Consider the following 24,682-nt stretch of genomic DNA (forward strand, 5'->3'; position numbering starts at 1 on the left):
TCAGTCCGGTCCCGGGCTCGTGCGAAGATTGGCAAGGCGATCGAGTGCGCCTTGCAGGATGAAGATCGCGGCGTGCTCGTCGATCACCTCGGCCCGCTTGGCGCGGCTGACGTCCATGCCAATCAGCTCGCGCTCGACCGCCGCGGTCGAAAGACGTTCGTCCCAGAGACCGATGGGCAGCGCGGTCAATCCGGCCAGATTGCGCGCGAAGGCGCGGGTCGATTGCGCGCGCGGCCCTTCGCTGCCGTCCATGTTGATGGGCAGGCCCAGCACGAAGCCGACCACCTTGCGCTCGGTGGCGATGGCCAGCAGCCTGGCGGCATCCTGCTTGAACTGCTTGCGCTGGATCGTCTCGACTCCGGTCGCCAGCCGCCGGTCCGGGTCGGATACGGCAACACCGATGGTCTTGGTGCCCAAATCGAGTCCGACCAGCGCGCCGCGCGCGGGCCAGTGGGTTGCAGCATCGATGAGAGGCAGGATAGGAGCCGGCATGGCTTTAGCGCATATCATGCGTCGCGCTGCGGGGTGAACTGATAACCATGGATGCACTGACACTATTCGGCCTGTTTGCCGTGACGGCGATGCTGGTCTGCTATGCCCTGGAGGATCGCAGCCACTGGTTCGTGCTGCTGTTCGCGGCGTCCTGCGCGCTGGGGTCGGCCTATGGCTTCCTGCAAGGCGCCTGGCCGCTCGGCCTGGTCGAGGCGATCTGGGCCATCGTGGCATTGCGGCGGTGGCAGGTGAGGCCGCGGTGACGGAGGGGTGGGCGAGGGGCCTGCCGCGCGGCAAGCGGCTCCTCGCCCGGTTTTCAGCTCAGCGGATCGCGATCGGGTTGATCATGGCCTGCACGGCGCCGGTCCAGCGCGGCTGGCCCAGCACGAACAGGAATTCGTAGCCCTTGTCCCGGGCGAGCGCGGCGGTGTCCATGTTCTCGAGGATATAGGTCCCGTTCATCGCGAGCAGAATCTGGTGGACCTCGAACACGGTCTTGCCTTCGAACGGCAACACCTCGAGCCCCCAGGTGTCGGCGCCGACCGCGACGACGCCCTTGCCGGCGAGGTACTTCGCGCCTTCGACGCCGAGGCCGGGCTCGCCGGCCGAGTAGCGCTTGTCGTCCTTGCCGATCAGGCTGAGCCAGCCGGTGTGGAAGATGACGACATCGCCCTGGCGGATCTCGACGTTCTGCTGCTTGGCGGCTTCCTCGATCTCCTTGACGTTGAAGGCGGTGCCTTCCTTCACCACGTCGGTCTTGAAATAGGCGGCCATGTCGAGCAGCACGCCGCGGGCGACCATCGGCGGCACCTTCTCGATGCCGAGCTTCTTCAAGCCATTGGGATCGGCGAAATCGGCCAGCTTGTTGCCGTTGTAGTAGACGTGCTCGACGCCGAGATGGCCGAGCCCGTCGAGCTGGCTGCCGATGCCGACCCAGCTGTCGAGGATGTCGTCGTTGTAAGTGGCCTTGTTCGGACCGAGACCCGGGGTGCCGGCCTGTCCGGGCTGCACAATGGTGAGCTTGAAGGTGCGCGGCGGGTAGGCGGGCGTCTGCGGCGTGACGGGGATGCCGAGGGCGTAGGTCTTGCCGGTCTTCACCAGCGATGCCGCCTTCACCACGAGCTCGGGCGTCATGTAGTTGGCGGCGCCGATCTCGTCGTTCGGCCCCCATTTCGATTTGGTCCAGTCCTGTGCGCTTGAAGTTCCTGAAATCGCCGACAACGCGGCGACGCAGCACAACACGAGCGTATTGCGCATCAATAGTCCTCCCGATGTTTTCTGCCGATGTTTTGGCTTCGTTTATGGTTTCGCGCTGGCCAGTCACTTATCCTAACGTAGAAGAAGCGCGGGCTTCAAAGCTTTTCGAAGTGCTGCGCTGCGATGGCAGCACGCAGCGCGGATCGATTCAAACGCGATGGATTTGTGACGAATTTCGTGGCGTGGAACGTTGGCGCTCCGTCATGCCGCGATGACGTCCTCGTCCTTCTTCAGGCAATCGGCAAAACCGCTCAGCGCGCTGTATTGATGTCCGGCGCGGCGCTGGATGAAGAGTGTTTCGACACGTGCATGTGACGGGCTCAGCGTGTGGACGGCGACGGCGCCGTTCATCGCGCTGCGTTCCACGACGGCGCGCGGCAGCAGGGTCACGCCCATGTCGGCGGCGACGCAGCCGATCATGCCGTCGAGCGTGCCGAGCTCGAAGCGCGCCGCCGATGGCCAGCCGAATTCGACGAAGATCTGTTCGAGCCGCTGGCGATAGGTGCAGCCGGTGCGGAACACCAGCGCGGTCGGACCCGACTCCGGCGTGCCGGCGCGCAGCTCGGCGAGCGAGGCCCAGCGGCGCGCGCTGACCAGCACCAGCTCTTCGCGGAACGCGCTCGTCGCGGTGAGGTCGTCATGCGTGATGGGTCCAGCGACGAAGGCGCCGTCAAGCGTGCCGTCGAGCACGAGGGCGACGAGGTCGGCGGTCGGCGCGGTGCGCAAGGAAAGACGCACGGCCGGGAAGCGGCGGTGGAAATCGGCGAGCAGCGGCGGCAATCGCACGGCTGCCGTGGTCTCCATCGAGCCGATCGCGAGCGGTCCTTTCGGCTCGCCATCGTCGCGCGCGGCGAGCAAGGCTTCGCGCGACAGCGCCGCCATCTTTTGCGCATAGGGGAGGAGGCGCTTGCCGGCACCGGTCAGCGTCATGCCGCGCGAGTGCCGCTCGAACAGCGGCGTGCCGATCTCCGCCTCCAGCGCCTTCACGCGCTGGGTGACGTTCGACTGCACGGTGTTGAGCTCCTCGGCGGCGCGGGTGATGCCGCCGGTGCGGGCGACCGCGGCGAAGGTCTTGATATCGCTGAGTTCCATGGTGTCGTTTTGCTTTTGAGATGGCAGCGTTCGCAACAATTCAATTTTCGAGAATGCTAGTCGCGCCTAGTCTCGCTGTCCAGATCGGGGAGGAGCCGTATGCCGATGACGACGTCGCTGACCACGCTGCTGGGGATCGAGCATCCGATCCTGCTGGCGCCGATGGATGTCATTGCCGGCAGCCGCCTGGTCGCGGCGGTGAGCCGCGCCGGCGGGTTCGGCATTCTTGGCGGCGGCTATGGCGAACGGATCTGGCTGGAGCAGGAGACGGCGAAGCTCGCCGACCTCAGTGCACCGTTCGGGATCGGCTTCATCACCTGGAGCCTCGCCAAGCGGCCCGAGCTTCTCGATGTCGCGCTCGCTGCAAAACCAGTTGCGATCATGTTGTCGTTCGGCGATCCCGCGCCGTTCGCGCCCAAGATCAAGTCCGCCGGCGCGCGCCTGATTTGCCAGGTGCAGGACGAAGCGATGGCGCGGCAGGCGCTCGATGCCGGTGCTGACATCCTGATTGCGCAAGGCACGGAGGCGGGCGGTCATGGCGCTTCGCGCACCACTGTCGATCTCGTGCCCGCCATCGTCGATCTCGTCGCGGGGCGCGTTCCAGTGGTAGCGGCTGGCGGCATCGCGGATGGGCGCGGCCTCGCGGCCATGATGATGCTGGGCGCGAGCGGCGTGCTGCTCGGCACGCGCTTCTATGCCAGCCAGGAGGCCGACGGTGCGGAGGAGGCCAAGCGCCGCATCTGCGCGGCGAACTCCGGTTCGACCGTGCGCGGCATCCTCTTCGATCTCTCCCGCAACAATGTCTGGCCGGCGCCGTTTACCGGGCGGTGCCTGGTCAACGATCATGCCAAGCGCTGGATCGGCCGCGAGGTCGAGCTGATGCAGAATGTTGCCGCAGTCGCTTCCGAGTATGCGGCAGCAAGGGCGGCGGGCAATTTCGATGTCGCGGCCGTGATCGCCGGCGAGGCGGTTGGGTTGATTCATGATATCCCACCGGCGGCGGAGATCGTCGAGCGGATTGCGGCGGAGGCGGAGCAGTTGCTGGCAGGACGCCGGAATTCAGCGAGAGGTGTTCTTCCTTCTCCCCTTGTGGGAGAAGGTGGCGCGCAGCGCCGGATGAGGGGTTCTTTCCGCGGAGAGTGAAGTCAAATCTGAGAGGTCTGCTTCCGCGGATGCAAACCCCTCACCCGTCTCGCCGCTATCGCGGCGATCCACCCTCTCCCACAAGGGGAGAGGGAAGAGCGAATGCGAGGCAAGCATCATGTGGCCTGACCGTCGACTGATCGATCTTTTCAAGACCGAATTTCCGATCGTGCTGGCGCCGATGGCTGGCGTGATGGATGCGGACCTGGTGATTGCGGCTGCGCAGGGCGGGGCGCTGGGGTCGCTGCCGTGTGCGATGATCTCGCCGGAGAAGGCGCGCGAGCAGGTTGGTCTCATCCGCCAGCGCGTCAAGGCGCCGGTCAACATGAACTTCTTCTGCCACACGCCGGTCGAGTTGACGCGCGAAGCCGAGGCGCGGTGGAAGCAGCGGCTCGCGGGGTACTATTCCGAGCACAGTCTCGATCCCTCCGCGCCGATCGCGGCTGCGAACCGCGCGCCGTTCGATGCAGCGTTCTGCGAAGTGGTCGAGGAGCTGAAGCCGGAGGTCGTCAGCTTCCATTTCGGCCTGCCGGAGCAAGCGCTGCTGCGGCGCGTCAAGGCGGCGGGTTGCCTCGTCATCTCGTCCGCGACGACGGTGAAGGAGGCGGTCTGGCTGGAAGAACACGGCGTCGATGCCGTGATTGCGCAAGGTGCCGAGGCGGGCGGCCATCGCGGCATGTTCCTGACCGACAAGATCGCCGAGCAGCCCGGCACCTTCGCGCTGGTGCCGCAGGTCGTCGATGCCGTGAAGGTGCCGGTGATCGCGGCGGGCGGCATCGCCGACGGACGCGGCATTGCCGCGGCCTTCGCGCTCGGTGCCGCCGGCGTGCAGATCGGCAGCGCCTATCTGCGCTGCCCGGAATCCAAGCTCAGCGCGGGCGGCCGCAAGGCGCTGGCCGAGGCGCGGGACGATTCCACCGTCATCACCAATGTCATGACCGGCCGGCCTGCGCGCGGGGTGCAGAACCGGCTGATGCGCGAGGCCGGTCCGATCTCGCCGGATGCGCCGCCGTTTCCCCACGCCGCGACGGCGCTGGGGCCGCTGAAAGCGGCTGCCGAAAAGCAGGGCAGGGTGGATTTCACCAATCTCTGGGCAGGGCAGGCCGTTGCGCTGGGCCGCGAGCTTCCCGCCGCCGAATTGACCCGGGATCTCGCCAAATCGGCGCTGGGGCGCATGAAGACCCTCGCCGGATAGGGGGAAGCGCCGGTTGCGGCGCAAAACCGGCCTCTGCTATACGGCACATAGGTTTTGCCGTAAGAGGCCTTATATAATGTCCGTCGACGCCGCTACCGTCCGCCGCATCGCGCATCTGGCGCGCATTGCGGTTTCCGAGGACGAGGTTCCGCATCTGCAGGGCGAGCTCAACGCCATGCTCGCTTTCGTCGAGCAGCTCTCGGAGGTCAATGTCGAGGGCGTGGAGCCGATGACCTCGGTCACCCCGATGCAGATGAAGAAGCGGCAGGACGTGGTCGACGACGGCGGGATCGCCGACGATATCGTTGCCAACGCGCCCGCGACCGAAGGTCACTTCTTCCTGGTGCCGAAGGTCGTTGAATAACAGGTTAGGTCCGATGTGCCTGCTTTGCGACGATGAGAAGGCCTATCAGGCCTACATGAACTACCTCGACAAGATGGAGCGGCAGGGCAAGGCTGCCGACCCCAATGTCGCCGTCAATGCCGTGCTCGACGAGATCGAGGCGGCGGCGAAAGCCGCCGCCAAAAAGGACGACCCGGCCAACGACAAGACCCTGTCTCCGTTCTTCTGCAGCCCGATCAATAAATGACCGATTTGACATCGCTGACGCTCGCCGAGGCCCGCAAGGGCCTCGCGGCAAAAAATTTCACGTCGCTCGAGCTGACCGATGCGCATCTTTCCGCGATCGAGAAAGCGCGCGTGCTCAACGCCTTCGTGATAGAGACGCCGGACCAGGCGCGCGCCATGGCGCGCGAGGCGGACAGCAAGATCGCCAAGGGCGATGCGGGCCCGCTCGCCGGCATCCCGCTCGGCATCAAGGACCTGTTCGCGACCAGGGGCGTGCGCACCACGGCGTGCTCGAAGATCCTCGGCAATTTCGTGCCGACCTACGAGTCCACCGTCACCTCGCAGCTCTGGCGCGACGGCGCGGTGATGCTCGGCAAGCTCAACAATGACGAGTTCGCGATGGGCTCGGCGAACGAGACCTCGTGCTTCGGCCCCGTCGGCAATCCCTGGCGGCGCGAGGGCAGCAACACCACGCTGGTGCCGGGCGGCTCGTCCGGCGGCTCGGCCTCGGCCGTGGCGGCGCTGCTCTGCATGGGCGCGACCGCGACTGATACCGGCGGCTCGATCCGCCAGCCGGCCGCGTTCACCGCGACCGTCGGCATCAAGCCGACCTATGGCCGCTGCTCGCGTTGGGGCATCGTCGCCTTTGCCTCCTCGCTCGACCAGGCGGGCCCTATCGCGCGCAGCGTACGCGATGCCGCGATGCTGCTGCGCTCGATGGCCGGCCACGATCCCAAGGACACGACGTCGGTCGATATCCCCGTGCCGGACTACGAGGCGGCGATCGGCAAGTCCGTGAAGGGCATGAAGATCGGCATCCCCCGGGAGTATCGCCTCGACGGCATGCCGGCCGAGATCGAGAAACTGTGGAGTGAGGGCGCGGCGTGGCTGAAGGCGGCCGGTGCCGAGCTGGTCGAGGTGTCGCTGCCGCACACCAAATACGCGCTGCCGGCCTATTACATCGTGGCGCCGGCAGAGGCCTCGTCCAACCTGGCGCGCTATGACGGCGTGCGCTACGGCCTGCGCGAGCAGGGTAAGAACATCATCGAGCTCTACGAGAACACCCGTGCGGAGGGATTTGGCGCCGAGGTGCGCCGCCGCGTCATGATCGGCACTTACGTGCTCTCGGCCGGCTATTACGATGCCTATTACCTGCGCGCGCAGAAGGTGCGCACGCTGATCAAGAAGGATTTTGAGGACTGCTTCGCCAAAGGCGTCGACGCCATCCTCACCCCGGCGACGCCGTCGGCGGCCTTCGGCATCGGCGAGAAGGGCGGCGCCGACCCGGTCGAGATGTATCTCAACGACATCTTCACGGTGACCGTGAACATGGCGGGCCTGCCCGGCATCGCGGTGCCCGCCGGCAAGGACGTGCAGGGCCTGCCGCTCGGGCTGCAATTGATCGGCCGTCCGTTCGATGAGGAGACGCTGTTCTCGCTCGGCGAGGTGATCGAGCAGGCCGCCGGCCGCTTCACGCCCGCGAGGTGGTGGTGAATGTCGCCGATTTCATCGCGAGCATCAGTGGCGCGGCGCCCGCGCCGGACCTGAACGCGCCGCTCGCCGGCCTGTGGTGGGCGGCGAAGGGCGACTGGGACCGCGCGCACACGATCGTTCAGGACGAGAGCAGCCGCGAGGCCGCCTGGGTGCATGCCTATTTGCACCGCGTCGAAGGCGATCTCGGCAATGCCGGCTATTGGTACCGCCAGGCCGGCCAGCCGGCGGCAAAGGATTCATTGGAAGCGGAGTGGGAGCGGATCGCTGCCACGCTGCTCGGGAGCAGGACATGAGCACGGCCACGCACAAGCTTCTCAAGGGCTCAACGGGTGACTGGGAGATGGTCATCGGCATGGAGATCCATGCCCAGGTGACCTCGAACGCCAAACTGTTCTCGGGCGCGTCTACCGCTTTCGGCGGCGAGCCGAACAGCCACGTCTCGCTGGTCGACGTCGCGATGCCGGGCATGCTGCCGGTCATCAACGAGGAATGCGTCAGACAGGCTGTCCGGACCGGGCTCGGCCTCAACGCGCAGATCAACCTGCGCTCGGTGTTCGACCGCAAAAACTATTTCTATCCGGACCTGCCGCAGGGCTACCAGATCAGCCAGTACAAATCGCCCATCGTGGGCGAGGGTGAGGTGATCATCGATCTCGACGGCGGCAAGACGGCCACCATTGGTATCGAGCGGCTGCATCTGGAGCAGGATCCCGGCAAGATGCTGCACGACCGGTCGCCTTCGCTGTCCTACATCGATTTCAACCGCTCTGGCGTGGCGCTGATGGAGATCGTCTCGAAGCCTGATATCCGCGACGCCGAGCAGGCCAAGGCCTATGTGACCAAGCTGCGCTCGATCATGCGCTACCTCGGCACCTGCGACGGTGACATGGAGAAGGGATCCCTGCGCGCCGACGTCAACGTCTCCGTGCGCAGGCCCGGCGCGCCGCTCGGCACCCGCTGCGAGATCAAGAACATGAACTCGATCGCCTTCATCGGCCAGGCGATCGAGTATGAAGCGCGGCGCCAGATTGAGATCCTGGAGGACGGGGGCGAGATCGAGCAGGAGACGCGCCGGTTCGATCCCAACAAGGGTGAGACGCGCTCGATGCGGTCGAAGGAGGAGGCGCACGACTATCGCTACTTCCCCGACCCCGACCTGTTGCCGCTGGAGTTCAGCCAGGACTTCGTCGACGCGCTGAAGGCGAAGCTGCCGGAGCTGCCGGACCAGAAGAAGGCGCGCTTCGTCGCCGATTTCGGCCTCTCGGCCTATGATGCGAGCGTGCTGGTCGCCGAGCGCGAGAGCGCGCTGTTCTACGAGACGGTGCTCGACAAGCTCGCCAACCGCGCCCGCGACGGCAAGATGGCGGCGAACTGGGTGATCAACGAGCTGTTCGGCCGTCTCAACAAAGAAGGCCGGGATATTACGGCCTCGCCCGTCAATGCCGGGCAACTGGCTGCGATCATCGACCTGATCGGCGAGGGTACGATCTCGGGCAAGATCGCCAAGGATCTGTTCGAAATCGTCTGGCAGGAGGGTGGCGATCCCCGCGCGCTGGTCGAAAGCCGTGGCATGAAGCAGGTCACGGATCTCTCTGCGATCGAAAAGGTGGTCGACGACATCATCGCGGCCAATCCCGACAAGGCGGCGCAGGTGAAGGACAAGCCGCAATCGCTCGGCTGGTTCGTCGGCCAGGTCATGAAGGCATCCGGCGGCAAGGCCAACCCGCAGAGCGTCAACGACCTGCTCAAGTCCAAGCTCGGCGTCTAAGCCTGACGCATTCGAACGAGGTGACGGACGCGTTTCGTCACCTCGCTTTTGGTTCTCGCTGCGACGCTCGCGCGCATCCTCGACGGCAAACTTCATCCTGATCGACGGCGATGCGGCGGCCGAATCGCCGCCGCGCGATTCGCCCGAAACGGCGGCTTGAACGCGCTCCGGCGAGCGCCCGCGCCGTTAAGCATGAAAATATTTTCGTTGCCAAAAATCGCGACTCAGAGTCCGCGAAACGCCTTTGCGAGGCGACCGCACGATTGTCGATGCGCATCGCTGCGTTGGTCGCGCGCGATACGCGCGTGCGAAAAAATACTTGCTGCATAGTGTTTTCGTGCAATCGCATCGTTCGCGAACGTCGGCGATGCGAGCGCTCTGCATGATCGCAAGTGCACGTCGTACGAAGCGCCTGCGTCGCGCCCGCCAAGCGCAGGCGCCTTGCTGCGTCAACACTTCTTTAAGCGAGAAGCTGTTTTTTTCTTCGTGTTGGTGTATTCGGGATGAAGTGCATTCGATCCCCGAGTGCACGCAGCGATTAAAGCCATCTCACACATCGGAGGGCAACATGGCCAAGAAAGCGAAGAAGGCGAAGAAGGCGAAGAGCGCAGTGAAGAAGACTGCGAAGAAGACCCGCAAGGTCGCGAAGAAGAAGAAGTAACTTCGCTTCTGAAGTTGCCGGCTCCAGATAGCCGGCACGTCATCAGCGCCTCCTAGAGGTTCTGGTCGACGATAGAGGGTGTCGGCGAGACATCAGGTCAACGGTCGGACCGTTCTCTTTCGCGGTCCGGCAGAAGAAACGAGTTTTCTTCGTTCGGTGCGGTTCTCCTCAAACGGGCTCCGCAATTTCACGAAAGGCCTTCGGGCCAAAGTGGAATCTGGTCCTGACGTGTTCGCCGACGCCCTCGTTCCCTTGAAGCCGGGGCATTGCCGGCATTCCTCTCCCTCACATCGTTGATTTGACCGCGTCGCGTCCGAGCGCGCTTCTGTCATGCCGGCTTGATCGCTTGGCTTGGAGAGGCAAGGCGGCCCGTGGCGTGATCGCGCGCCGTTTCGCCCGGCGGTGTCGCCGCCCGGCTCCGACGGGCCGATCCAGCACGCGCGGCTTGTCGTGGAACGATTGCGGCCGCTGGAATACTGGGTCACCCGCTTGCCACCTTCGCCGCTTCGGCGGCCCAAGACCGCATGCCGCGGAAGCCTTGGCGCAGCGGGGCGCCGGTGACGCCAGTTGAAGGAAAGCAGTCACATGACCTGCGCCACTGCGCGCGATGGTTATTGATGTCCTGAAATCCCAGGGTAAACCGAATCTGACGAATGACAGAGGCGCCTGCGAATCAAGGGCTTCTTGAATCCTCGGCAGAGGAGGCGCGCGCCCGCGTTTACCTCTGCTTCATCGCGATGCTTAAACTGCCATTCAAATTTGCCCGCCATCATCGCCTCCAACAAGCCGGCAAACGGCGATGGGGAAGAGTTGAACAGTGCACGATCCCGGGACGGGTCATGCACGTCAGAGGTTGGACGGGAGCCGCGCTCGGGGGACGAGGCGGCATAAGAACAAAGGGGATGCGTGATGTTTCAGGGTACTTTCGATCTGGAGGCGGCGACGCCGGTCGATGCGAGCGCGCTGTCGGACGTGCTGTTCGAGCGCGGGATCTATTGGGCGAGCGGCCGCTCCGGCATCGTCGATCTCGTCGCCGCGCACAAATGGTTCAATCTCGCCGCGCTGAAGGGCCGCAAGGACGCCGTAGCGCTGCGCCAGGAAGTCGCCGGGCAGATGTCGGATGTCGAGATCTCCGCCGCGCAGCGTGAGGCGAGAGCCTGGGTCTGTGCGCACTGAGCGGTCACTCCGCTTGGGAACCGGACCTTGACCGCGCGGCACCATCGCGCCGGGGCGGCCTCAGGTCGAGGTTTGCACGGCAAACGAGGCCGGCGCTTCGCCGGCGCAATGCCTGCGCCAGATTTCGTCGAATGCCTTTTCGATATCCCGCGTCATGCGGACAGTATCGAAAAGCGGCCAAGTGGTCCGGCGCGCCGCCAGCTTGCTCCTGAGCGCGACGCGAAGTTCGGAATCGTGCGCGATTCGAAGTGCCAAAGCCTCATATTCCTCCAGCGATCGCGTCACCAGCTCGGGAAGGCCTACGGCGTTCAGGAGACTGGCTGCAACGCGTCCGGCAAAAGTGGTCCCAAGGCACGTCAGGACCGGCAAGCCGGCCCAGAGGGCGTCGCTGGCCCCGGTGTGGGCGTTGTAGGGCAATGTGTCCAGGAACAGATCGGCGACCTGGTGGCGCGCCAAATGCTCCTCAGCAGGGACGCGCGGAGCGAACACGATTCTCTCGGCGACAATCCCCCGCGCAACGGCTTCGCGCTTGAGATTCTCCGTGGCGACCGGGTCACCATCTAGCAGCCAAAGGACGCTTCCGGGGGTCTTGTCGAGCAGCCGCATCCAGACGCCGAACAGCGGGGGCGTGATCTTGGGGCTTCTGTTGAACGCGCAGTAGACGAACGCATCGTCCGCCAGTCCGAGCTGGCTCCGGCTCGGTGGATTTGACGGGAGCGGTCGCTTCGCGTCGGTCGCCTGGTAGCTATTGGGAAGATAGATCACCTTCTCGGCGTAATAAGTCTGCTCTGCTTCGGGGATGACGATCCGGTCGGCCATGAGATAGTCGAAATAGGGGGCGCCCATCGTGCCGGGAAAGCCGAGATAGCTGACCTGGATAGGAGCCGGCCGGCGCGCAATGATTTTCGGCCGTGCACCGGCGGTGAAGCCGCCGAGATCGACGAGAACCTCGATCTCGAGCTGGCCGATCAGCTTGACGACGTCCTCGTCGGTAAGATCGCTGACATCTTCAAAACGTTCGAATGCGGCCCTCAGGCGGTTGCGCATCTGGCTGTCGTCGTCGGGCCCGTAGGAGATGGCGGTGACGTCGAAGCGCTCGCGGTCGTGCGCCTCGAAGATTCCGGCCATCAAATACGCGGTGGCATGACTGCGAAAATCGGCCGACATGTACGCGACCCGGAGCCGGGACGCCGGTCTCGGCGTTCCGGGCCTGGCGGCACCCCCGTCGGGGGTCACCTTGGCGACATAGGCCTTCGCGCAGGTCAATTGGCGTGCAGGCGATGAGGAGACATGAAAGAAGGTGAAGGGGTCGACCGGCACGCCTGCCTCGGCAGCGTCTTCCATGGTGGCCTGTTCACGTTCGAAGCTGCTCCAGTCCGCGCGCTTCCGCTTGCAAGCAACGAGGTTGCTCAGCGCAAACGGGAACGTCTTATCAAGTGCGACCGTTCGTTCCAGAGCCACGATCGCTTCGTCGTCTCGCCCCAGCTGGCCAAGAACCTCAGACAACGCGAAATGGTTCTGTGGGTCGGCCGGTGCAAGCTCGATGGCGCGGGCGTAGCTGTCACGCGCTTCCTCGAGTCGACCAAGCTGCTGCAACGCGCTGCCTCGGTTGGCGAACGCGGCGCTCGACGGTGCGATCGCAATGGCGCGATCAAACTCGGCTATGGCGTCGCGAAGCTGCTGCCGTGCAATGAGGATCGCTCCGCGATTGAGATGCGCGTCCGCGAAGTTCGGAGCCAGGGCGATTACTTTCGCAAGCCAGACGAGCGCATCGTCCGGCTTGTCCAGCGCGCGCAGCACGTTGGCATAGTTGAAAAGAACGTCGGGATTGCCGGGGTCGACGCGTGCAGCCTTCTTCAGCAAAGGCTCGGCATCCGCAAAATGGCCGCGCTGGGCGTGCAACAGCCCCAGCATATGGAGCGCGACGGCATGCGTTCTGCTTCCCTTCAGAATGGTCGTGTAGGCCCGTTCCGCTTCCGACAGATTGCCCGAACGGTGCGCCGCAATGGCCTGGTCCAGAATAGCTGACGGATGGAGTGAGGAGGGGGCCGAGGCTCCCTTGTTGCGGCCTTGTTGCGACATGCAATGGGTTCTCGACCCGACGTAGGGGGGTCTGTGCTCGGGCGAAATGGTGCAAAAACTCTAGTCACCTTTGCCGGCGAGAACAACGGCCGCGCCGCCTGCGCTCATTCGCAGGGGCGGACGCGCTTGCGCTGGAGCAAGTTTCTTCTTCATGGCGTCGCCTAGAATCCGACGGCATGAGCAACCAGGCTACGAATGGACGATGGCTGCCGATTCAGATCGCTCCCGACGAGTGCGACCTGGAACTCGGGCGTCTGCACAAAACAGGTATTGTGCCATGGTCCTTTCCATGCCGGCGTAAGGGCGGCATCTGGTTCAATGTTTGGGCCGATGAGGCCGTGCTGATAGCGCCCTCGCATTGGCGGGTCTGGCGATCCGGCATTTAGGTGGGGGCTCACATATATAAGGAGCGCGCGAATCGCGCGGGCTCGCCGCCCTCATCCTTGTGCGGAACTTTCGTACCGGCGTCGCCCATCGCCTTCCGCTGGACGCGCGCAGCGACCTTGATTCTGCTTCCGGGATTCTGGGGTGGCGGAGAGGGAGGGATTCGAACCCTCGATACAGCTTGAGACCGTATGACGCTTTAGCAAAGCGTTGCCTTCAGCCACTCGGCCACCTCTCCGGTGCGAGCCTTATGCATCTATTTGCTCGGGCTGGTCAATTTGGAAGCGCGTGTTTTCGCTCGAATATTCCCAGTGATTTGCGAAACGAGACGGGTTTGCGCTCGGATCAGGGCGTGGCGCTGAATTTTCGAGGAAATTCAAAGGTGCAAAGAAGGACTAGCACCTCTGCGTCCTCGCTCGCCGAGCTGTCCGGCCCCGATTATCCCGCCAGCGTGACTTCCATATAGAGAGTGACGGCGAGCCCCGGACGCGGAGGTATTTGCAGGATGCCTGCGTCAGATTGCGCGGCGGGGAGGCGGTCGATGCCTGCCCATTGAGTCTCTTCTGATTCCACGATTCGAGCGCCTCAAAGCTGGCTCAAGCCGAGCTCTCGCGCGCGGCGCCTCATGTGCGGAACTTTGATGGCATTTGGAACCGCTCCGAAAACATCAATGTAAACAATATGTTGCGAGGGCGGTTTGATCACATCTGCGTGTTATTTGTGCAACACCCGTTGGAAAACACGCTGCACCGGCCCGTTTCGGAGCGTTCTCTTGTTGTGTGTGCAAGGACGTTCGGTAATTGTGACTGAGCGACGGAGGGGGGCATCCCGAGGTCGTCCCGTTTAGGTCATTCGCTTAAGTCCCTCGCGTTCATGCGGGTGTGTCCGAAGACGCGAAGGGGCCGAAAGCGGTGATTTAGAGGGGGTTGGGGAATTGGCCGTCCGGTCAGTGACCTTCCCTGAAGAGCAACTTGGAGGTTTAACATGAAGTTGGTTAAGAGCCTTTTGCTCGGCTCAGCGGCGGGTCTGATCGCCGTGGGCGGAGCTCAGGCAGCCGATCTCCCCGTGAAGGCCAAGGCGGTCGAGTACGTGAAGATCTGCTCCCTGTACGGTGCTGGATTCTACTACATCCCGGGCACCGACACCTGCATCAAGTTCGGCGGCTACCTGCGTGCCGACTTGCTGTTCAACACGAACAGCGACTACGGCATTGGCCAGGGCACTCCCGGCGGTGCCAACAACCGTCTGGACAACTACTACCACACCCGCGCTCGTTTGGACTTCACCATCGATACCCGCACGGCGACCGAGTACGGCGTGGTCCGCACCTACGCTGATACGGTCTTCAGCTGGGATACGCAGAGCGTCACCGGCAGCAACCCGTCGACCCTCATTGGCACGCCCAACACTTCGGCGACGCTCGGTCTGTACCACGCGTTCATCCAGTTCGCTGGTTTCACCTTCGGCCGCACGGTCTCGATCTTCGACGCACCGTGGCAGAGCTACCCGGCTGGCGGTCCCGACTTCCTTCCGGGCGGCAGCAACAACGTCACCGGTGTGAACCAGGTTGCCTACACGGCTGATTTCGGCCAGGGCATCACGGGTTCGGTCGCGTTGCAGGATATGACCACCGCTGCTGGTGGCCAGACGAACCTCTGGAACGTGTCGTCGGGTACGGCCGCTGGCTTCATCACCGGCGTCTACGGTGCCAACGATTGGGGTGGCACGCGTTCGCCCGACATCGTCGGTCAGGTTCGTGTCGACCAGGCTTGGGGTCTGTTCCAGATCTCGGCGGCGGCGCACAACATGCACACGGCCTACTACGGCGCGACGGAGCTGACCGGACATCCCGACGACAAGTGGGGCTGGGCCGTGCAGGGCGCCTTGTCGATCAAGAACATCCCGACCGGCGCGGGTGACTCGATCAACTTGCAGGCGGTCTACACCGACGGCGCCTCGCGCTATAACTTCCAGAGCCTGTTCCCGCAGACCATCTTCATCTACGGCGGCAGCGGCATCGCCTATCAGAGCATCGGCTTTGCCGGTATCGCTGATGGCGTGTTCGGGCTTGGCACCGGCATCGAGTCGGTCAAGACCTGGGGCTTCCGTGGTGGTTATACCCACAACTGGTCCCCGAACTGGTCGTCGGGCATCTACGGTGCTTATGCATCGCTCCGCTACGGCAACACGGGTAAGGCTCTGATCTGCGCGAACTTCGTGGCTGGTCTTGCTCCGTCGGCTGGCGCTGCAGGCTGTAACCCCGACTTCAACCTCGCGGTTATCGGCGGTAACGTGGTCTGGACTCCGGTCAAGGGTCTCGCCTTCACTGCTGACGTGAGCTACGTCTGGCTCGACCAGAAGTACTCGGGCACGATCGTGGCTCCGGCGAACCTCGCTGTTGCCAAGCCCGCAACCACGTACGAGCTGAAGGATCAGGGCAACCTCCAGATGCTCCTGCGCGCTCAGCGCAACTTCTAAGCTCAGTCCTGAACTGACGCCAAAGGACCCCCAGCGATTTCGCTGGGGGTCTATTTTTTGCTTGTTACGTTGCTATCCTGCCGCGCGAAAAAATCGAAAGCCACGCGAATTGGCATTGCGCGCGAATCGGCAGACGCAGGTCATTTCGTGCCTTGCAGCGAGGCGGCGCAGCCGTTGTTCTCTCCAGCAAAGGCGCCTAGAGTTTTTCACCAGTTCACGAAAAGGCCGGGCCTCGTCGGGGTGCAGAACCCAATCCTATGTCGCAGCAAAGCCAAAATAGCGTCCACTTGGCCTCTGTTCGACACTGTCGGCATGACGCGACCTTGGGAAAGACCTTTGTTGAGAAGTGGCGCCGGCATTGCGCCGGCAAAGCGCCGACCTCGTTTGCCGTTTAGACATTTCGTTATGAGGCCGCCTTGGCGCGACACCTCATGTCATTCCATCCATGGTCTTCACTACATATGACTGACAACGAACCGGACCTTCTGAACAATCTTCTCCAGCCGGCACGGCTGACGTCGGTGATCGATGTCGGGGCCAATCCGATCGACGGCGAGCCGCCTTACCGGGCGATGCTGCAACGAAGACTTTGCACGGTCGTTGGCTTTGAACCGCAGGAGGAGGCTCTCGTAGAGCTCAACGCCCGCAAGAGCGACCTCGAGAGCTATTATCACTATGTCATCGGAAATGGGCACAAGGCAAAGCTGCGTCTCTGCCGGCTGCCAGGAATGACAAGCTTGCTGCTCCCGGATCAAAATGCGCTGTCGCATTTCGCGAAATTTTCCGAATGGGGCAGTGTGGTCAGCGAACATCCGGTCCACACCCGCCGGCTCGACGATATTGCCGAAATCGGGCATCTGGATTTTCTAAAAATCGACGTTCAAGGATCGGAACTCGCTGTGTTCGGAGGCGCACGGCAAAAGCTGAAGCAGGCAGTCGTCATCGAAACGGAGGTTTCGTTTCTTTGCCTCTACAAAGATCAGCCGACGTTCGGAGACATCGATGCCGAATTGCGCAAGCAGGGGTTCGTTCCCCACGCCTTTACCGCAGTCAAGCAGCGCATGATCGCTCCATTGAGCGACCCGTCCAATCCTCATGCAGCTATGAACCAGCTACTCGAGGCCGATATCGTCTATGTACGAAATTTCATGCGGCCGGCTGACATGACTGTCGAGCAACTCAAGCATCTGGCAATGATCTCTCATCATTGCTACCGCTCATTCGATCTTGCTGCGAACTGTATTCACCACCTGATTGCGCGCAAGTCGATCCCTGATCAGTCGATCCACGACTACATGGCGTCCATCCGGTTTCCGCAACGCTGACCTGAGCTGGTCGTTCGCGGTTCGAGGCTTTCGGACACGAACGCTGCTCCGGCCGTCGCTATCGCTGCCAAGCCGCTGCGGTGCATGGGCCAGAGGGGACTCTACTCCACGCTCCCGGCGCCGCGGCGCAGATCGGCTTCGATCTGCAAGCGGGTGCCGCCGCCGAAACGGGCGCGGTAGACTTGAAGGTTTTCCATGATCCGCTGCACATAGTTGCGCGTCTCGGAGAACGGAATCAGCTCGACCCAGTCGACCGCGTCGACCTTGGGGTCGCGCGGATCGCCGTAACGCTCGACCCACTTCTTCACGCTGCCGCGGCCGGCATTGTAGGCGGCGAACGTCATGATGTAGGAGCCGCGATAATCCTCGAGCAGTCCGCCGAGCTCGGCCGAGCCGAGCGTGGCGTTGTAGACGGAGTCGTTCTTCAGCCGCCCCAGGTCGTAGGTTGCGCCGTGGCGCTTGCAGACGTAGCGGGCGGCATCCGGCGTCACCTGCATCAGCCCGTAGGCCTGCGCCGGCGAGACCACCGACGGGTTGAACGCGCTCTCCTGCCGCGCAATCGCATAGATGATGCTGCGTTCGACCTCGGGGCCGATCGGCGTGAACTGAGGGATGCCGTTGACGGGGTAGGCGTAGAAGTCGAACGGGAGGCCGCGGTTGAGCGCGGCCTTGCCGAGCAGCAGCATGCCGCGCGCGTCGCTGTAGCGCTGGGTGAGCTCGCCGAGGCCCGCGAGCGCCTCGGGATCGCCGTTCTCGCCCATGTCGGCGAGCAGCGGTATCGCGAACTCGCGCTCGTCCAGCTCGTAGAGCAGTTGCGCGGCGCGCACGATCTCGAGCCGCTCGGCGCCGCGACCGCGCGGCTGGCTGTTGAGCTCGATCTGCGGCAGGCCGAGCTTTGCGCGCGCGAGCTGGCCGTAATAGCTGGTCGATTGCTCGGCCGCCCGCGCATAGGCATTGCGTGCCTCCTGCTGGCGGCCCATCGCCTCGGCAGCGCGGCCCTGCCAATAGCCGGCACGCGCCAGCGCGGTGGGATTGACGCTGCCGACGCCGATGCGAGCAAAATGCTGGGCGGCGGTCGCGGGATCGTTGAGGAAGCGCAGCGCGATCCAGCCGGCGGTGAACTCCTGCTCGGTCTTGTAGATGTCGCGCGAGGGCAGGGCGGCGTCGCGCGCGATCAGATAGGCGCTGCGGAATTCCTCGGTGTCGATCATCTTGCGGGCCAGGAGGCGCCGCTCGATCCACCATTCATCGAGATTGTGGAGGCGACCCGGATCCTTCGGCGCCGACAGCATCAGCTGGGCGGCTTCAGTGAACTTCTCCTCGCGGCGCAGCAGCTGGATCTTGCTGAAGATGAAGCCGGGATCGCCGTGCAGCTCGCGCGGCACGGCATCGAGCAGCGCCCGCGCGTTCGGCGCTTTCTTGACCGCGGCGATGCGGGCCTTGGCGAGCGCGACATAGCCGGCGCCGAGACGCTTGGCGGCGCGTAGCGCCGCCTCGTTCTCGCTGCCGTAGAGCAGGTTGTCCATCCGCGCTTTCTGGTCGCCTGGCGTGAGCAGGGCGCCGAACTGGTCGAGCGCGTTGTTCTCGGTGTCCTCCGACATCGGATCGGCGCGCCAGGCGTCGCGCACCAGCCGCTCGGCATTGGCGCGGTCGCCGCGCGCCAGCATCGCCCTGGCCAGCGTGAAGCGTCCCTTGGCGGAGATCGGCGATTCGTTCTCGAACCACGACCACGCGACCGACTCGTCGCGCCTGTCGTCCCACATCGCGGCCTCGAGGCGCCGGCGCAGGAAGGTCTGCGATGGCCAGCTCGGATTGGCTGAGAGGAAGGCGCGATAGCGTTCCACGGTCGCGCCGTTGTCCTCGCTGCGCAGGATGATCCATTCGGCGAGCTTTCGCGCGACCGGATCGGAGATGCCGGCCGCGGCATTGGTGGCGTCGCCGGCCTTGCGCTTGCGCACGAGCTCGATGACGCTCTCCAGGGTGTCCTTGTCAGCCTGCGACGTCGACGACGTCGCAGCCACGGCGGCCGGGATGACCGGCTTGCGCGGCGCTGCATGCTGGCGCGTTGCAGGCGCCAGTATGGGAGCTGCGGCCGGTCTGGCCGGGGCCGGCGCAGTCGGTTTGACGGTGGCAGTCACGGCCGGGGCGGGGGCTGCCTTGGGCGGCGAGCCGCTCGCAGTCGGCGCAGCCTTAGGTGCAGCTGCAGGGGTCGTGGCAGCAGGAGCGGTAGCCGCAGGCTTGGATTTGTCTTTGGGCTTGTCCTTCGCCGGTTCCTTGCTGGCGTTCTTGCCGGCATCCGGCTTCTTCGCGGCGTCCTTGGCGGGGGTGCCGAGCGTACCCTTTGCGGCCTTCGCGGCGTCCTTGCCGGTTCCCTTGGCTGTATCCTTCGCCGTTTCCTTGGTTGATCCTTTGGCCGGGCCATTCGAGGCGTCCTTGGCTGCTGGCTTGGCGGGATCCTTGGTCTCCGCGGCCGTCTCGTTGGACTTGGCGAACGCGGCGCAGTCCATCGACAGCCCGGCCATCAGGCACAATGCCATACTCAGGGATCGCCACGCGGCAGATGCAAAGGAGGTCACGGCGTTTCGTCGCCCCGAATCAGTGAAGTGGCTCAAGACCTAGCTGAATTTGCTTGAATATGCGGAGAAAATACCAACAGCCGCTTACCTCGGGCCGATTTGCACCAGCACCGCGGCAAAATCGCGGCCTAAACCCAGCCTGGCACCGACCCCGGGTCTTTTACCGGCCGGATAGACCCGATATGAAGGGGGCTTGCTCAAGAGATCGCCGCGTACGGAGGAAGTCCATGGCAGCCAAGACGAAATTCCGAGGGTCGTTCACCGCCTTGGTCACCCCGTTCAAGAACGGCTCGCTCGACGAGGCGGCATTCCGCTCCCTGGTCAATTGGCAGATCTCCGAGGGCACCAATGGCCTCGTTCCGGTCGGCACCACCGGCGAGAGCCCGACGCTCAGCCATGACGAGCACAAGAAGGTCGTGGAATGGTGCATCGCTGAAGCCAAGGGCCGCGTGCCCGTCATCGCCGGCGCCGGCTCCAACTCGACCAAGGAGGCGATCGAGCTCTCCCAGCACGCCGAAAAGGCGGGCGCGGACGCCGTGCTGATCGTCACGCCCTATTACAACAAGCCGACGCAAGAAGGCATGTACCAGCACTTCAAGGCGATCAACGATGCGATCGGCATTCCGATCATCATCTACAACATCCCACCGCGCTCGGTGATCGACATGTCGGTCGACACCATGAAGCGGCTGTGGGAGCTGAAGAACATCGCCGGGGTCAAGGACGCCACCGCCAGCATGGTCCGCGTGTCGCAGCAGCGCGCGGCGATGGGCGAGGACTTCAACCAGCTCTCGGGCGAGGACGCCACCATCATCGGCTACATGGCCCATGGCGGCCATGGCTGCATCTCGGTGACCTCGAACGTCGCGCCGCGCCTGTGCTCGGAGTTCCACGCCGCCTGGCAGAAGGGCGACACCAAGGCGGCGCTCGCGATCCACGACAAGCTGATGCCGCTGCACAACAACCTCTTCATCGAGAGCAATCCGGCGCCGATCAAGTACGCGATGTCGCTGCTCGGCAAGCTGGACGAGACGCTGCGGCTGCCGATGGTTCCGGTGTCCGAGCCGACGCGGGTTGCCGTGCGCAGCGCGATGGTTCACGCCGGTCTGGTCAACTGACGCATTAGCCGTTCGGGGGAGCCTTTCATGAGCGTGGAGGAAAAGGGCGCGCGGATGCTCAAGGAGTTCCGCGAGTTCGCCATGAAGGGCAACGTCGTCGATCTCGCGGTCGGCGTCATCATCGGCGCGGCCTTCGGCGGCATCGTCACCTCGCTGGTCGGTGACGTCATCATGCCGATCATCGGCGCGGTCACCGGTGGCCTCGACTTCTCGAACTACTTCATCCCCTTGTCGAAGGCGGTCACCGCCACCAACTTGGCGGATGCCAAAAAGCAAGGCGCCGTCCTTGCTTACGGCAGCTTCCTGACGCTGACGATCAACTTCATCATCGTCGCCTTCGTGCTGTTCCTGGTGATCCGCGCCATGAACACGCTGAAGCGCAGGGAGGAGGCGGCACCCGCTGCTCCGCCCAAGCCGACGGCCGAGGTCGAGTTGCTGACCGAGATCCGCGATCTCCTGAAGAAGTGACGCGCCCACTTCATCCGAACTGTTAGAATCCAAGCGCATCTCGATCAGGTTTGCCCGTCATGGCCGATAAGAACGAACGTCCGATCAAGGTGATGGCGGAAAATCGCAAGGCGCGTTTCAACTACGCCATCGAGGACACGATCGAGGCGGGCATTGCGCTGACCGGCACCGAGGTCAAGTCGATCCGCAACGGCAAGAGCACGATCGCGGAATCATATGCCGATTCGAAGAACGGCGAGATCTGGCTGATCAACGCCACCATTCCCGAATACCTGCAAGGCAACCGCTTCAACCACGAGCCCAAGCGGCCGCGAAAGCTGCTGCTCCACCGCCGCCAGATCAACAAGCTGATCGGCGCGGTCGACCGCGAGGGCATGACGCTGATCCCGCTCAAGCTTTACTTCAACGAGCGCGGCCGGGCCAAGCTGCAGCTGGCGGTTGCGAAGGGCAAGAAGCTGCACGACAAGCGCGAGTCCGAGAAGAAGCGCGACTGGAGCCGGGAGAAGGGCCGGCTGCTGCGGGCGAGGGGATGACGAGATGAATCAACGGAACCTGCTCGAGGTCGACTGGAGCCAGATTCCCGCGCCTTCCGACGATGGCGCCGCCGCGCATCTCGAAGGCATGACGTTGCCGCCGATTGGCCTGCTCGCGACCGACGACACATCGGTCACCCTGTCGGCTTTGCGCGGCCGCACCGTGGTGTTCGCCTATCCCCGCACCGGCGAGCCCGGCAAGATCGCGCTGGTCGACGATTGGGACATGATCCCCGGAGCGCGCGGCTGCACGCCCCAGACCTGCGCCTTTCGCGATCTCTACGCCGAGCTGAAGGCCGCCGGCGCCGCGCATGTGTTCGGCCTCTCGACCCAGAGCAACGACTATCAGATCGAGATGGCGTCGCGCCTGCATCTGCCGTTCCCGGTGCTTTCGGACGAGAAGCTGGCGCTGACGCGCGCCTTGAACTTGCCGACCATGGAGGTCGCGGGCCTGTCGCTGATCAAGCGCCTCGCGCTTGTTATCGACGACGCCAGGATCACGCACGTGTTCTATCCGGTGTTTCCGCCCGACCGGAACGCCGGCGACGTGCTGGCCTGGCTCAAGGCAAATCCCGTCAATAAAGCGCGATGCGATTAGGATGAATCGTCATCGCGCTTTAGCTTATTGTTTGAGCATGATCTTTTCGGAAAACCGCTACGCACTTTTCCGGATCATGCTCTAGCTAATCGAGATCCGCCTTCACCTTCGCGAACACGGATCTGAACATGTCTGGCGTCAGCACGCCGGTGTTCGTGTTGTAGCGGGAGCAGTGATAGCTGTCGTAGAGCCTGAACGCGCCGGCCTGATGCACCGCGCCGTGGCCGAAGGGGGCTTGCGAGGCCTTCAAATTCAGCGGCTTGAGCACGCTGTCGTGCGCAATTCGCCCGAGCGCGACGATAGCGCGCAGCTTCGGCATCGTCGCCAGATTGGCCACGAGAAACTGGCGGCAGGTGTTGATCTCGATCGGCAGCGGCTTGTTCTGCGGCGGCACGCAATGCACGGCATTGGCGATCCGGCAGTCGACGAGTTTCAGGCCGTCGTCGGGACGCGCCTGATAGGTGCCCCTCGCAAAGCCGTATTCGATCAGCGTGGCATAGAGCAGGTCGCCGGCATAATCGCCCGTGAACGGCCGCCCCGTGCGGTTGGCGCCCTGCATTCCCGGGGCGAGGCCCACGATCAGGAGGCGGGCCTTGATGTCGCCGAAGGGCGCAACCGGCGCATTGTGCCACGAGGGCTCGCGCGCGCGGTTCGCCTCGCGGAAGGCGACCAGGCGCGGGCAGAGCGGGCAGTCACGGTCGGGAACGATTGTGAGAGGCTGGCGGCTTGACCGGGCCGCCTCACTCCTCGAAGTCGTCATCGCCCCTCGGCGCCGTCGTGGTCGCGCGCTGGAGGAATTGCGGGGCGTGGTGGCGTTCACCACGCTCGCCGCGGTCACGCGGGGCGGGGCGCTCGGACGGATCGCGGCCGAGCTTGGATTGCAGCTCGACGAGGTCGGTGAAGACGTCGGCCTGGCGGCGCAGCTCGTCGGCGATCATCGGCGGCTGGCTGGCGATGGTGGAGACCACCGTGACCCGCACGCCGCGGCGCTGGACGGCCTCGACCAGGGAGCGGAAGTCGCCGTCACCCGAGAACAGCACCATCTGGTCGATGTGCTCGGCGAGCTCCATGGCGTCGACGGCGAGCTCGATGTCCATGTTGCCCTTCACCTTGCGGCGCCCGGAGGCGTCGATGAATTCCTTGGTCGCCTTGGTGACGACCGTGTAGCCGTTGTAGTCCAGCCAGTCGATCAGCGGGCGGATCGAGGAGTATTCCTGGTCCTCGATGATGGCGGTGTAATAGAACGCCCGCAATAACGTCCCGCGGCTCTGAAACTCCTTCAGTAGGCGCTTGTAGTCGATGTCGAAGCCGAGGGTTTTCGCCGTCGCGTAGAGATTGGCCCCGTCGATGAAGAGCGCGATCTTGTTGGTAGGAGAAGGTGACATTCAGTTTGCTCGCGTAGCGTTCGTGATTGATCGTTTTTTGTTGGCGCGGCGACAACAGGCCGCGCAGTTCTAGAGTGCCGCAGAAACCCGTCGAAACCGCAAATCCGGAGAAGTCGGGGCAATCAAGGTATAGTTATGGCGGACTTGCATACACCCCGGGGCCGCCCCCAACGGCAGCCCGGAAAACCACCCGTCCCAGCCCCAATGTGGGGGTAGCAGAGCGGTTTGGCGAGGCCAAATCACAAAATGGTCTTGCGAAACCGTCCCGGCCCCTATAACTAGCCCCAATCATCCACATATTTCGTCCCACCCACAACGGAGCGACAGTCCATGGCTCGCGTCACCGTAGAAGATTGTATCGACAAGGTCGACAACCGGTTTGACTTGGTCCTGCTGGCCGCCCACCGTGCCCGCATGATTTCATCCGGTTCACAACTAACGGTTGACCGCGATAACGACAAGAACCCTGTTGTGTCTTTGCGTGAAATTGCCGAGACGACGATCTCGCCGGAGGACCTCCGCGAGGAGCTGGTCCACTCGTTGCAGAAGTTCGTCGAGGTGGACGAGCCCGAGCCGGATACAGTGCCGCTGATCGGTTCCGCGGGGGCAAGCGTCGATGCCGACGACACCGAGGTCGCCGTGGAGCGCATGACCGAGGAGGAGCTGCTGAAGGGCCTGGAAGGCCTCGCGCCTCCCGAGGAGCAGCCCGAGGAAGACGAGTAATTCCTCCATCGCGATCATCTTCTTCTTGTGATCATATCAAAGGCCCGAACGATCGTTCGGGCCTTTGCTTTTGTTGGCCTTTTCGTGGTTACCATAGCGCTGCGGTCGGTGCTTGGCCCTGTCACTGAATTGATCGGACACGAGCGCGATCGGAGTTAGGATGTAT

At 63.8% G+C, this 24,682-nt stretch carries 23 protein-coding genes and 1 tRNA gene; 16 read left to right on the forward strand and 8 right to left on the reverse strand.

The genetic code is table 11. From position 1 onward, the window contains the following. The gene (ruvX, locus tag I6F20_RS03400; protein ID WP_036025537.1) at positions 1-492 is read right to left on the reverse strand and encodes a Holliday junction resolvase RuvX; all 492 of its coding nucleotides are present in this window, start codon (positions 490-492) and stop codon (positions 1-3) included. A gap of 47 nt (positions 493-539) precedes the next feature. Between ruvX and I6F20_RS03405 the strand changes: the two genes are divergently transcribed. Further along, a complete protein-coding gene (locus I6F20_RS03405) occupies positions 540-755 on the forward strand; it encodes a hypothetical protein (protein WP_225125097.1) in 216 nt (71 codons plus the stop codon). 58 nt (positions 756-813) lie between these two features. Here the strand turns inward: I6F20_RS03405 and I6F20_RS03410 are convergent, their stop codons facing one another. After that, a complete protein-coding gene (locus tag I6F20_RS03410) occupies positions 814-1,749 on the reverse strand; it encodes a cyclase family protein (RefSeq protein ID WP_036015077.1) in 936 nt (311 codons plus the stop codon). 201 nt (positions 1,750-1,950) lie between these two features. After that, positions 1,951-2,841 (reverse strand): LysR family transcriptional regulator, encoded by an 891-nt coding sequence (locus I6F20_RS03415; RefSeq protein ID WP_036025534.1) that lies wholly within the window; start codon positions 2,839-2,841, stop codon positions 1,951-1,953. Positions 2,842-2,940: 99 nt separating this feature from the next. Between I6F20_RS03415 and I6F20_RS03420 the strand changes: the two genes are divergently transcribed. The 8 genes from I6F20_RS03420 to I6F20_RS03455 all read left to right on the forward strand — a co-directional run bounded on the left by I6F20_RS03420 (position 2,941) and on the right by I6F20_RS03455 (position 10,846). After that, positions 2,941-3,984: an NAD(P)H-dependent flavin oxidoreductase gene (locus I6F20_RS03420; protein ID WP_225125098.1), complete on the forward strand. Its 1,044-nt coding sequence runs from the start codon at positions 2,941-2,943 to the stop codon at positions 3,982-3,984. A 118-nt stretch (positions 3,985-4,102) separates the two neighbouring features. After that, the gene (locus tag I6F20_RS03425) at positions 4,103-5,179 is read left to right on the forward strand and encodes an NAD(P)H-dependent flavin oxidoreductase (RefSeq protein WP_225125099.1); all 1,077 of its coding nucleotides are present in this window, start codon (positions 4,103-4,105) and stop codon (positions 5,177-5,179) included. Positions 5,180-5,255: 76 nt separating this feature from the next. After that, complete coding sequence (gene gatC / locus I6F20_RS03430) at positions 5,256-5,543, forward strand: Asp-tRNA(Asn)/Glu-tRNA(Gln) amidotransferase subunit GatC (RefSeq protein WP_025036738.1); 288 nt, start codon at positions 5,256-5,258, stop codon at positions 5,541-5,543. A gap of 13 nt (positions 5,544-5,556) precedes the next feature. After that, positions 5,557-5,769: a hypothetical protein gene (locus I6F20_RS03435; RefSeq protein ID WP_027547180.1), complete on the forward strand. Its 213-nt coding sequence runs from the start codon at positions 5,557-5,559 to the stop codon at positions 5,767-5,769. Beyond that, positions 5,766-7,241, forward strand: a complete 1,476-nt coding sequence (gene gatA / locus I6F20_RS03440; protein ID WP_036025529.1) for an Asp-tRNA(Asn)/Glu-tRNA(Gln) amidotransferase subunit GatA — start codon at positions 5,766-5,768, stop codon at positions 7,239-7,241. The genes I6F20_RS03435 and gatA overlap by 4 nt, the downstream gene beginning before the upstream one ends. Then, positions 7,232-7,534: a hypothetical protein gene (locus tag I6F20_RS03445; protein ID WP_085969262.1), complete on the forward strand. Its 303-nt coding sequence runs from the start codon at positions 7,232-7,234 to the stop codon at positions 7,532-7,534. The genes gatA and I6F20_RS03445 overlap by 10 nt, the downstream gene beginning before the upstream one ends. Beyond that, on the forward strand, positions 7,531-9,009 hold the full coding sequence (gene gatB, locus I6F20_RS03450) for an Asp-tRNA(Asn)/Glu-tRNA(Gln) amidotransferase subunit GatB (RefSeq protein WP_128265294.1): 1,479 nt from the start codon (positions 7,531-7,533) through the stop codon (positions 9,007-9,009). The genes I6F20_RS03445 and gatB overlap by 4 nt, the downstream gene beginning before the upstream one ends. Before the next feature lie 1,570 nt (positions 9,010-10,579). After that, complete coding sequence (locus tag I6F20_RS03455; RefSeq protein WP_225125101.1) at positions 10,580-10,846, forward strand: hypothetical protein; 267 nt, start codon at positions 10,580-10,582, stop codon at positions 10,844-10,846. Between the two features lie 60 nt (positions 10,847-10,906). On the opposite strand, the gene I6F20_RS03460 is transcribed toward I6F20_RS03455, so the two are convergent. Continuing rightward, the gene (locus I6F20_RS03460) at positions 10,907-12,928 is read right to left on the reverse strand and encodes an O-linked N-acetylglucosamine transferase, SPINDLY family protein (RefSeq protein ID WP_225125103.1); all 2,022 of its coding nucleotides are present in this window, start codon (positions 12,926-12,928) and stop codon (positions 10,907-10,909) included. A 529-nt stretch (positions 12,929-13,457) separates the two neighbouring features. Next, positions 13,458-13,550: transfer RNA gene (locus I6F20_RS03465), tRNA-Ser, on the reverse strand. 746 nt (positions 13,551-14,296) lie between these two features. Here I6F20_RS03465 and I6F20_RS03470 point away from each other — a divergent pair. Then, positions 14,297-15,790, forward strand: coding sequence for a porin (locus tag I6F20_RS03470; RefSeq protein ID WP_225125105.1), 1,494 nt, complete (start codon positions 14,297-14,299; stop codon positions 15,788-15,790). A 461-nt stretch (positions 15,791-16,251) separates the two neighbouring features. Beyond that, on the forward strand, positions 16,252-17,115 hold the full coding sequence (locus I6F20_RS03475) for an FkbM family methyltransferase (RefSeq protein ID WP_225125106.1): 864 nt from the start codon (positions 16,252-16,254) through the stop codon (positions 17,113-17,115). A gap of 101 nt (positions 17,116-17,216) precedes the next feature. Here I6F20_RS03475 and I6F20_RS03480 read toward each other — a convergent pair whose 3' ends face one another. Further along, a complete protein-coding gene (locus tag I6F20_RS03480) occupies positions 17,217-19,637 on the reverse strand; it encodes a lytic transglycosylase domain-containing protein (protein ID WP_225125330.1) in 2,421 nt (806 codons plus the stop codon). A gap of 281 nt (positions 19,638-19,918) precedes the next feature. On the opposite strand from I6F20_RS03480, the gene dapA reads away from it, so the two are divergent. Genes dapA through I6F20_RS03500 form a run of 4 tightly spaced genes read left to right on the forward strand, consistent with a single transcriptional unit; the run spans position 19,919 to position 22,408 of the window. Further along, the gene (gene dapA / locus I6F20_RS03485; protein ID WP_036015047.1) at positions 19,919-20,809 is read left to right on the forward strand and encodes a 4-hydroxy-tetrahydrodipicolinate synthase; all 891 of its coding nucleotides are present in this window, start codon (positions 19,919-19,921) and stop codon (positions 20,807-20,809) included. A gap of 54 nt (positions 20,810-20,863) precedes the next feature. Further along, positions 20,864-21,277 (forward strand): large conductance mechanosensitive channel protein MscL, encoded by a 414-nt coding sequence (gene mscL, locus I6F20_RS03490; RefSeq protein WP_036015122.1) that lies wholly within the window; start codon positions 20,864-20,866, stop codon positions 21,275-21,277. Positions 21,278-21,336: 59 nt separating this feature from the next. Beyond that, positions 21,337-21,810, forward strand: coding sequence for an SsrA-binding protein SmpB (gene smpB / locus I6F20_RS03495; RefSeq protein ID WP_025036727.1), 474 nt, complete (start codon positions 21,337-21,339; stop codon positions 21,808-21,810). Positions 21,811-21,814: 4 nt separating this feature from the next. Further along, positions 21,815-22,408 (forward strand): peroxiredoxin, encoded by a 594-nt coding sequence (locus tag I6F20_RS03500; protein WP_225125107.1) that lies wholly within the window; start codon positions 21,815-21,817, stop codon positions 22,406-22,408. A gap of 85 nt (positions 22,409-22,493) precedes the next feature. Here the strand turns inward: I6F20_RS03500 and I6F20_RS03505 are convergent, their stop codons facing one another. Next, positions 22,494-23,168 (reverse strand): uracil-DNA glycosylase, encoded by a 675-nt coding sequence (locus I6F20_RS03505; RefSeq protein WP_036025518.1) that lies wholly within the window; start codon positions 23,166-23,168, stop codon positions 22,494-22,496. Beyond that, on the reverse strand, positions 23,149-23,793 hold the full coding sequence (locus I6F20_RS03510) for a LabA-like NYN domain-containing protein (RefSeq protein WP_036015038.1): 645 nt from the start codon (positions 23,791-23,793) through the stop codon (positions 23,149-23,151). Before I6F20_RS03510 ends, I6F20_RS03505 begins: the two co-directional genes overlap by 20 nt. Positions 23,794-24,123: 330 nt before the next feature. On the opposite strand from I6F20_RS03510, the gene rpoZ reads away from it, so the two are divergent. Next, a complete protein-coding gene (gene rpoZ, locus I6F20_RS03515) occupies positions 24,124-24,516 on the forward strand; it encodes a DNA-directed RNA polymerase subunit omega (RefSeq protein ID WP_007603391.1) in 393 nt (130 codons plus the stop codon). The last annotated feature ends 166 nt before the right edge of the window (positions 24,517-24,682 follow it).

Origin of the sequence: Bradyrhizobium sp. IC3123, assembly GCF_020193625.1 — a bacterium.
Classification (GTDB): domain Bacteria; phylum Pseudomonadota; class Alphaproteobacteria; order Rhizobiales; family Xanthobacteraceae; genus Bradyrhizobium; species Bradyrhizobium yuanmingense.

Bases quoted from the DNA above. Each gene is read 5' to 3' on its own strand.
- ruvX (WP_036025537.1), bottom strand. From the start codon at position 492: ATGCCGGCTCCTATCCTGCCTCTCATCGATGCTGCAACCCACTGGCCC.
- I6F20_RS03405 (WP_225125097.1), top strand. From the start codon at position 540: ATGGATGCACTGACACTATTCGGCCTGTTTGCCGTGACGGCGATGCTG.
- I6F20_RS03410 (WP_036015077.1), bottom strand. From the start codon at position 1,749: ATGCGCAATACGCTCGTGTTGTGCTGCGTCGCCGCGTTGTCGGCGATT.
- I6F20_RS03415 (WP_036025534.1), bottom strand. From the start codon at position 2,841: ATGGAACTCAGCGATATCAAGACCTTCGCCGCGGTCGCCCGCACCGGC.
- I6F20_RS03420 (WP_225125098.1), top strand. From the start codon at position 2,941: ATGCCGATGACGACGTCGCTGACCACGCTGCTGGGGATCGAGCATCCG.
- I6F20_RS03425 (WP_225125099.1), top strand. From the start codon at position 4,103: ATGTGGCCTGACCGTCGACTGATCGATCTTTTCAAGACCGAATTTCCG.
- gatC (WP_025036738.1), top strand. From the start codon at position 5,256: ATGTCCGTCGACGCCGCTACCGTCCGCCGCATCGCGCATCTGGCGCGC.
- I6F20_RS03435 (WP_027547180.1), top strand. From the start codon at position 5,557: ATGTGCCTGCTTTGCGACGATGAGAAGGCCTATCAGGCCTACATGAAC.
- gatA (WP_036025529.1), top strand. From the start codon at position 5,766: ATGACCGATTTGACATCGCTGACGCTCGCCGAGGCCCGCAAGGGCCTC.
- gatB (WP_128265294.1), top strand. From the start codon at position 7,531: ATGAGCACGGCCACGCACAAGCTTCTCAAGGGCTCAACGGGTGACTGG.
- I6F20_RS03455 (WP_225125101.1), top strand. From the start codon at position 10,580: ATGTTTCAGGGTACTTTCGATCTGGAGGCGGCGACGCCGGTCGATGCG.
- I6F20_RS03460 (WP_225125103.1), bottom strand. From the start codon at position 12,928: ATGTCGCAACAAGGCCGCAACAAGGGAGCCTCGGCCCCCTCCTCACTC.
- I6F20_RS03470 (WP_225125105.1), top strand. From the start codon at position 14,297: ATGAAGTTGGTTAAGAGCCTTTTGCTCGGCTCAGCGGCGGGTCTGATC.
- I6F20_RS03475 (WP_225125106.1), top strand. From the start codon at position 16,252: ATGACTGACAACGAACCGGACCTTCTGAACAATCTTCTCCAGCCGGCA.
- I6F20_RS03480 (WP_225125330.1), bottom strand. From the start codon at position 19,637: ATGGCCGGGCTGTCGATGGACTGCGCCGCGTTCGCCAAGTCCAACGAG.
- dapA (WP_036015047.1), top strand. From the start codon at position 19,919: ATGGCAGCCAAGACGAAATTCCGAGGGTCGTTCACCGCCTTGGTCACC.
- mscL (WP_036015122.1), top strand. From the start codon at position 20,864: ATGCTCAAGGAGTTCCGCGAGTTCGCCATGAAGGGCAACGTCGTCGAT.
- smpB (WP_025036727.1), top strand. From the start codon at position 21,337: ATGGCCGATAAGAACGAACGTCCGATCAAGGTGATGGCGGAAAATCGC.
- I6F20_RS03500 (WP_225125107.1), top strand. From the start codon at position 21,815: ATGAATCAACGGAACCTGCTCGAGGTCGACTGGAGCCAGATTCCCGCG.
- I6F20_RS03505 (WP_036025518.1), bottom strand. From the start codon at position 23,168: ATGACGACTTCGAGGAGTGAGGCGGCCCGGTCAAGCCGCCAGCCTCTC.
- I6F20_RS03510 (WP_036015038.1), bottom strand. From the start codon at position 23,793: ATGTCACCTTCTCCTACCAACAAGATCGCGCTCTTCATCGACGGGGCC.
- rpoZ (WP_007603391.1), top strand. From the start codon at position 24,124: ATGGCTCGCGTCACCGTAGAAGATTGTATCGACAAGGTCGACAACCGG.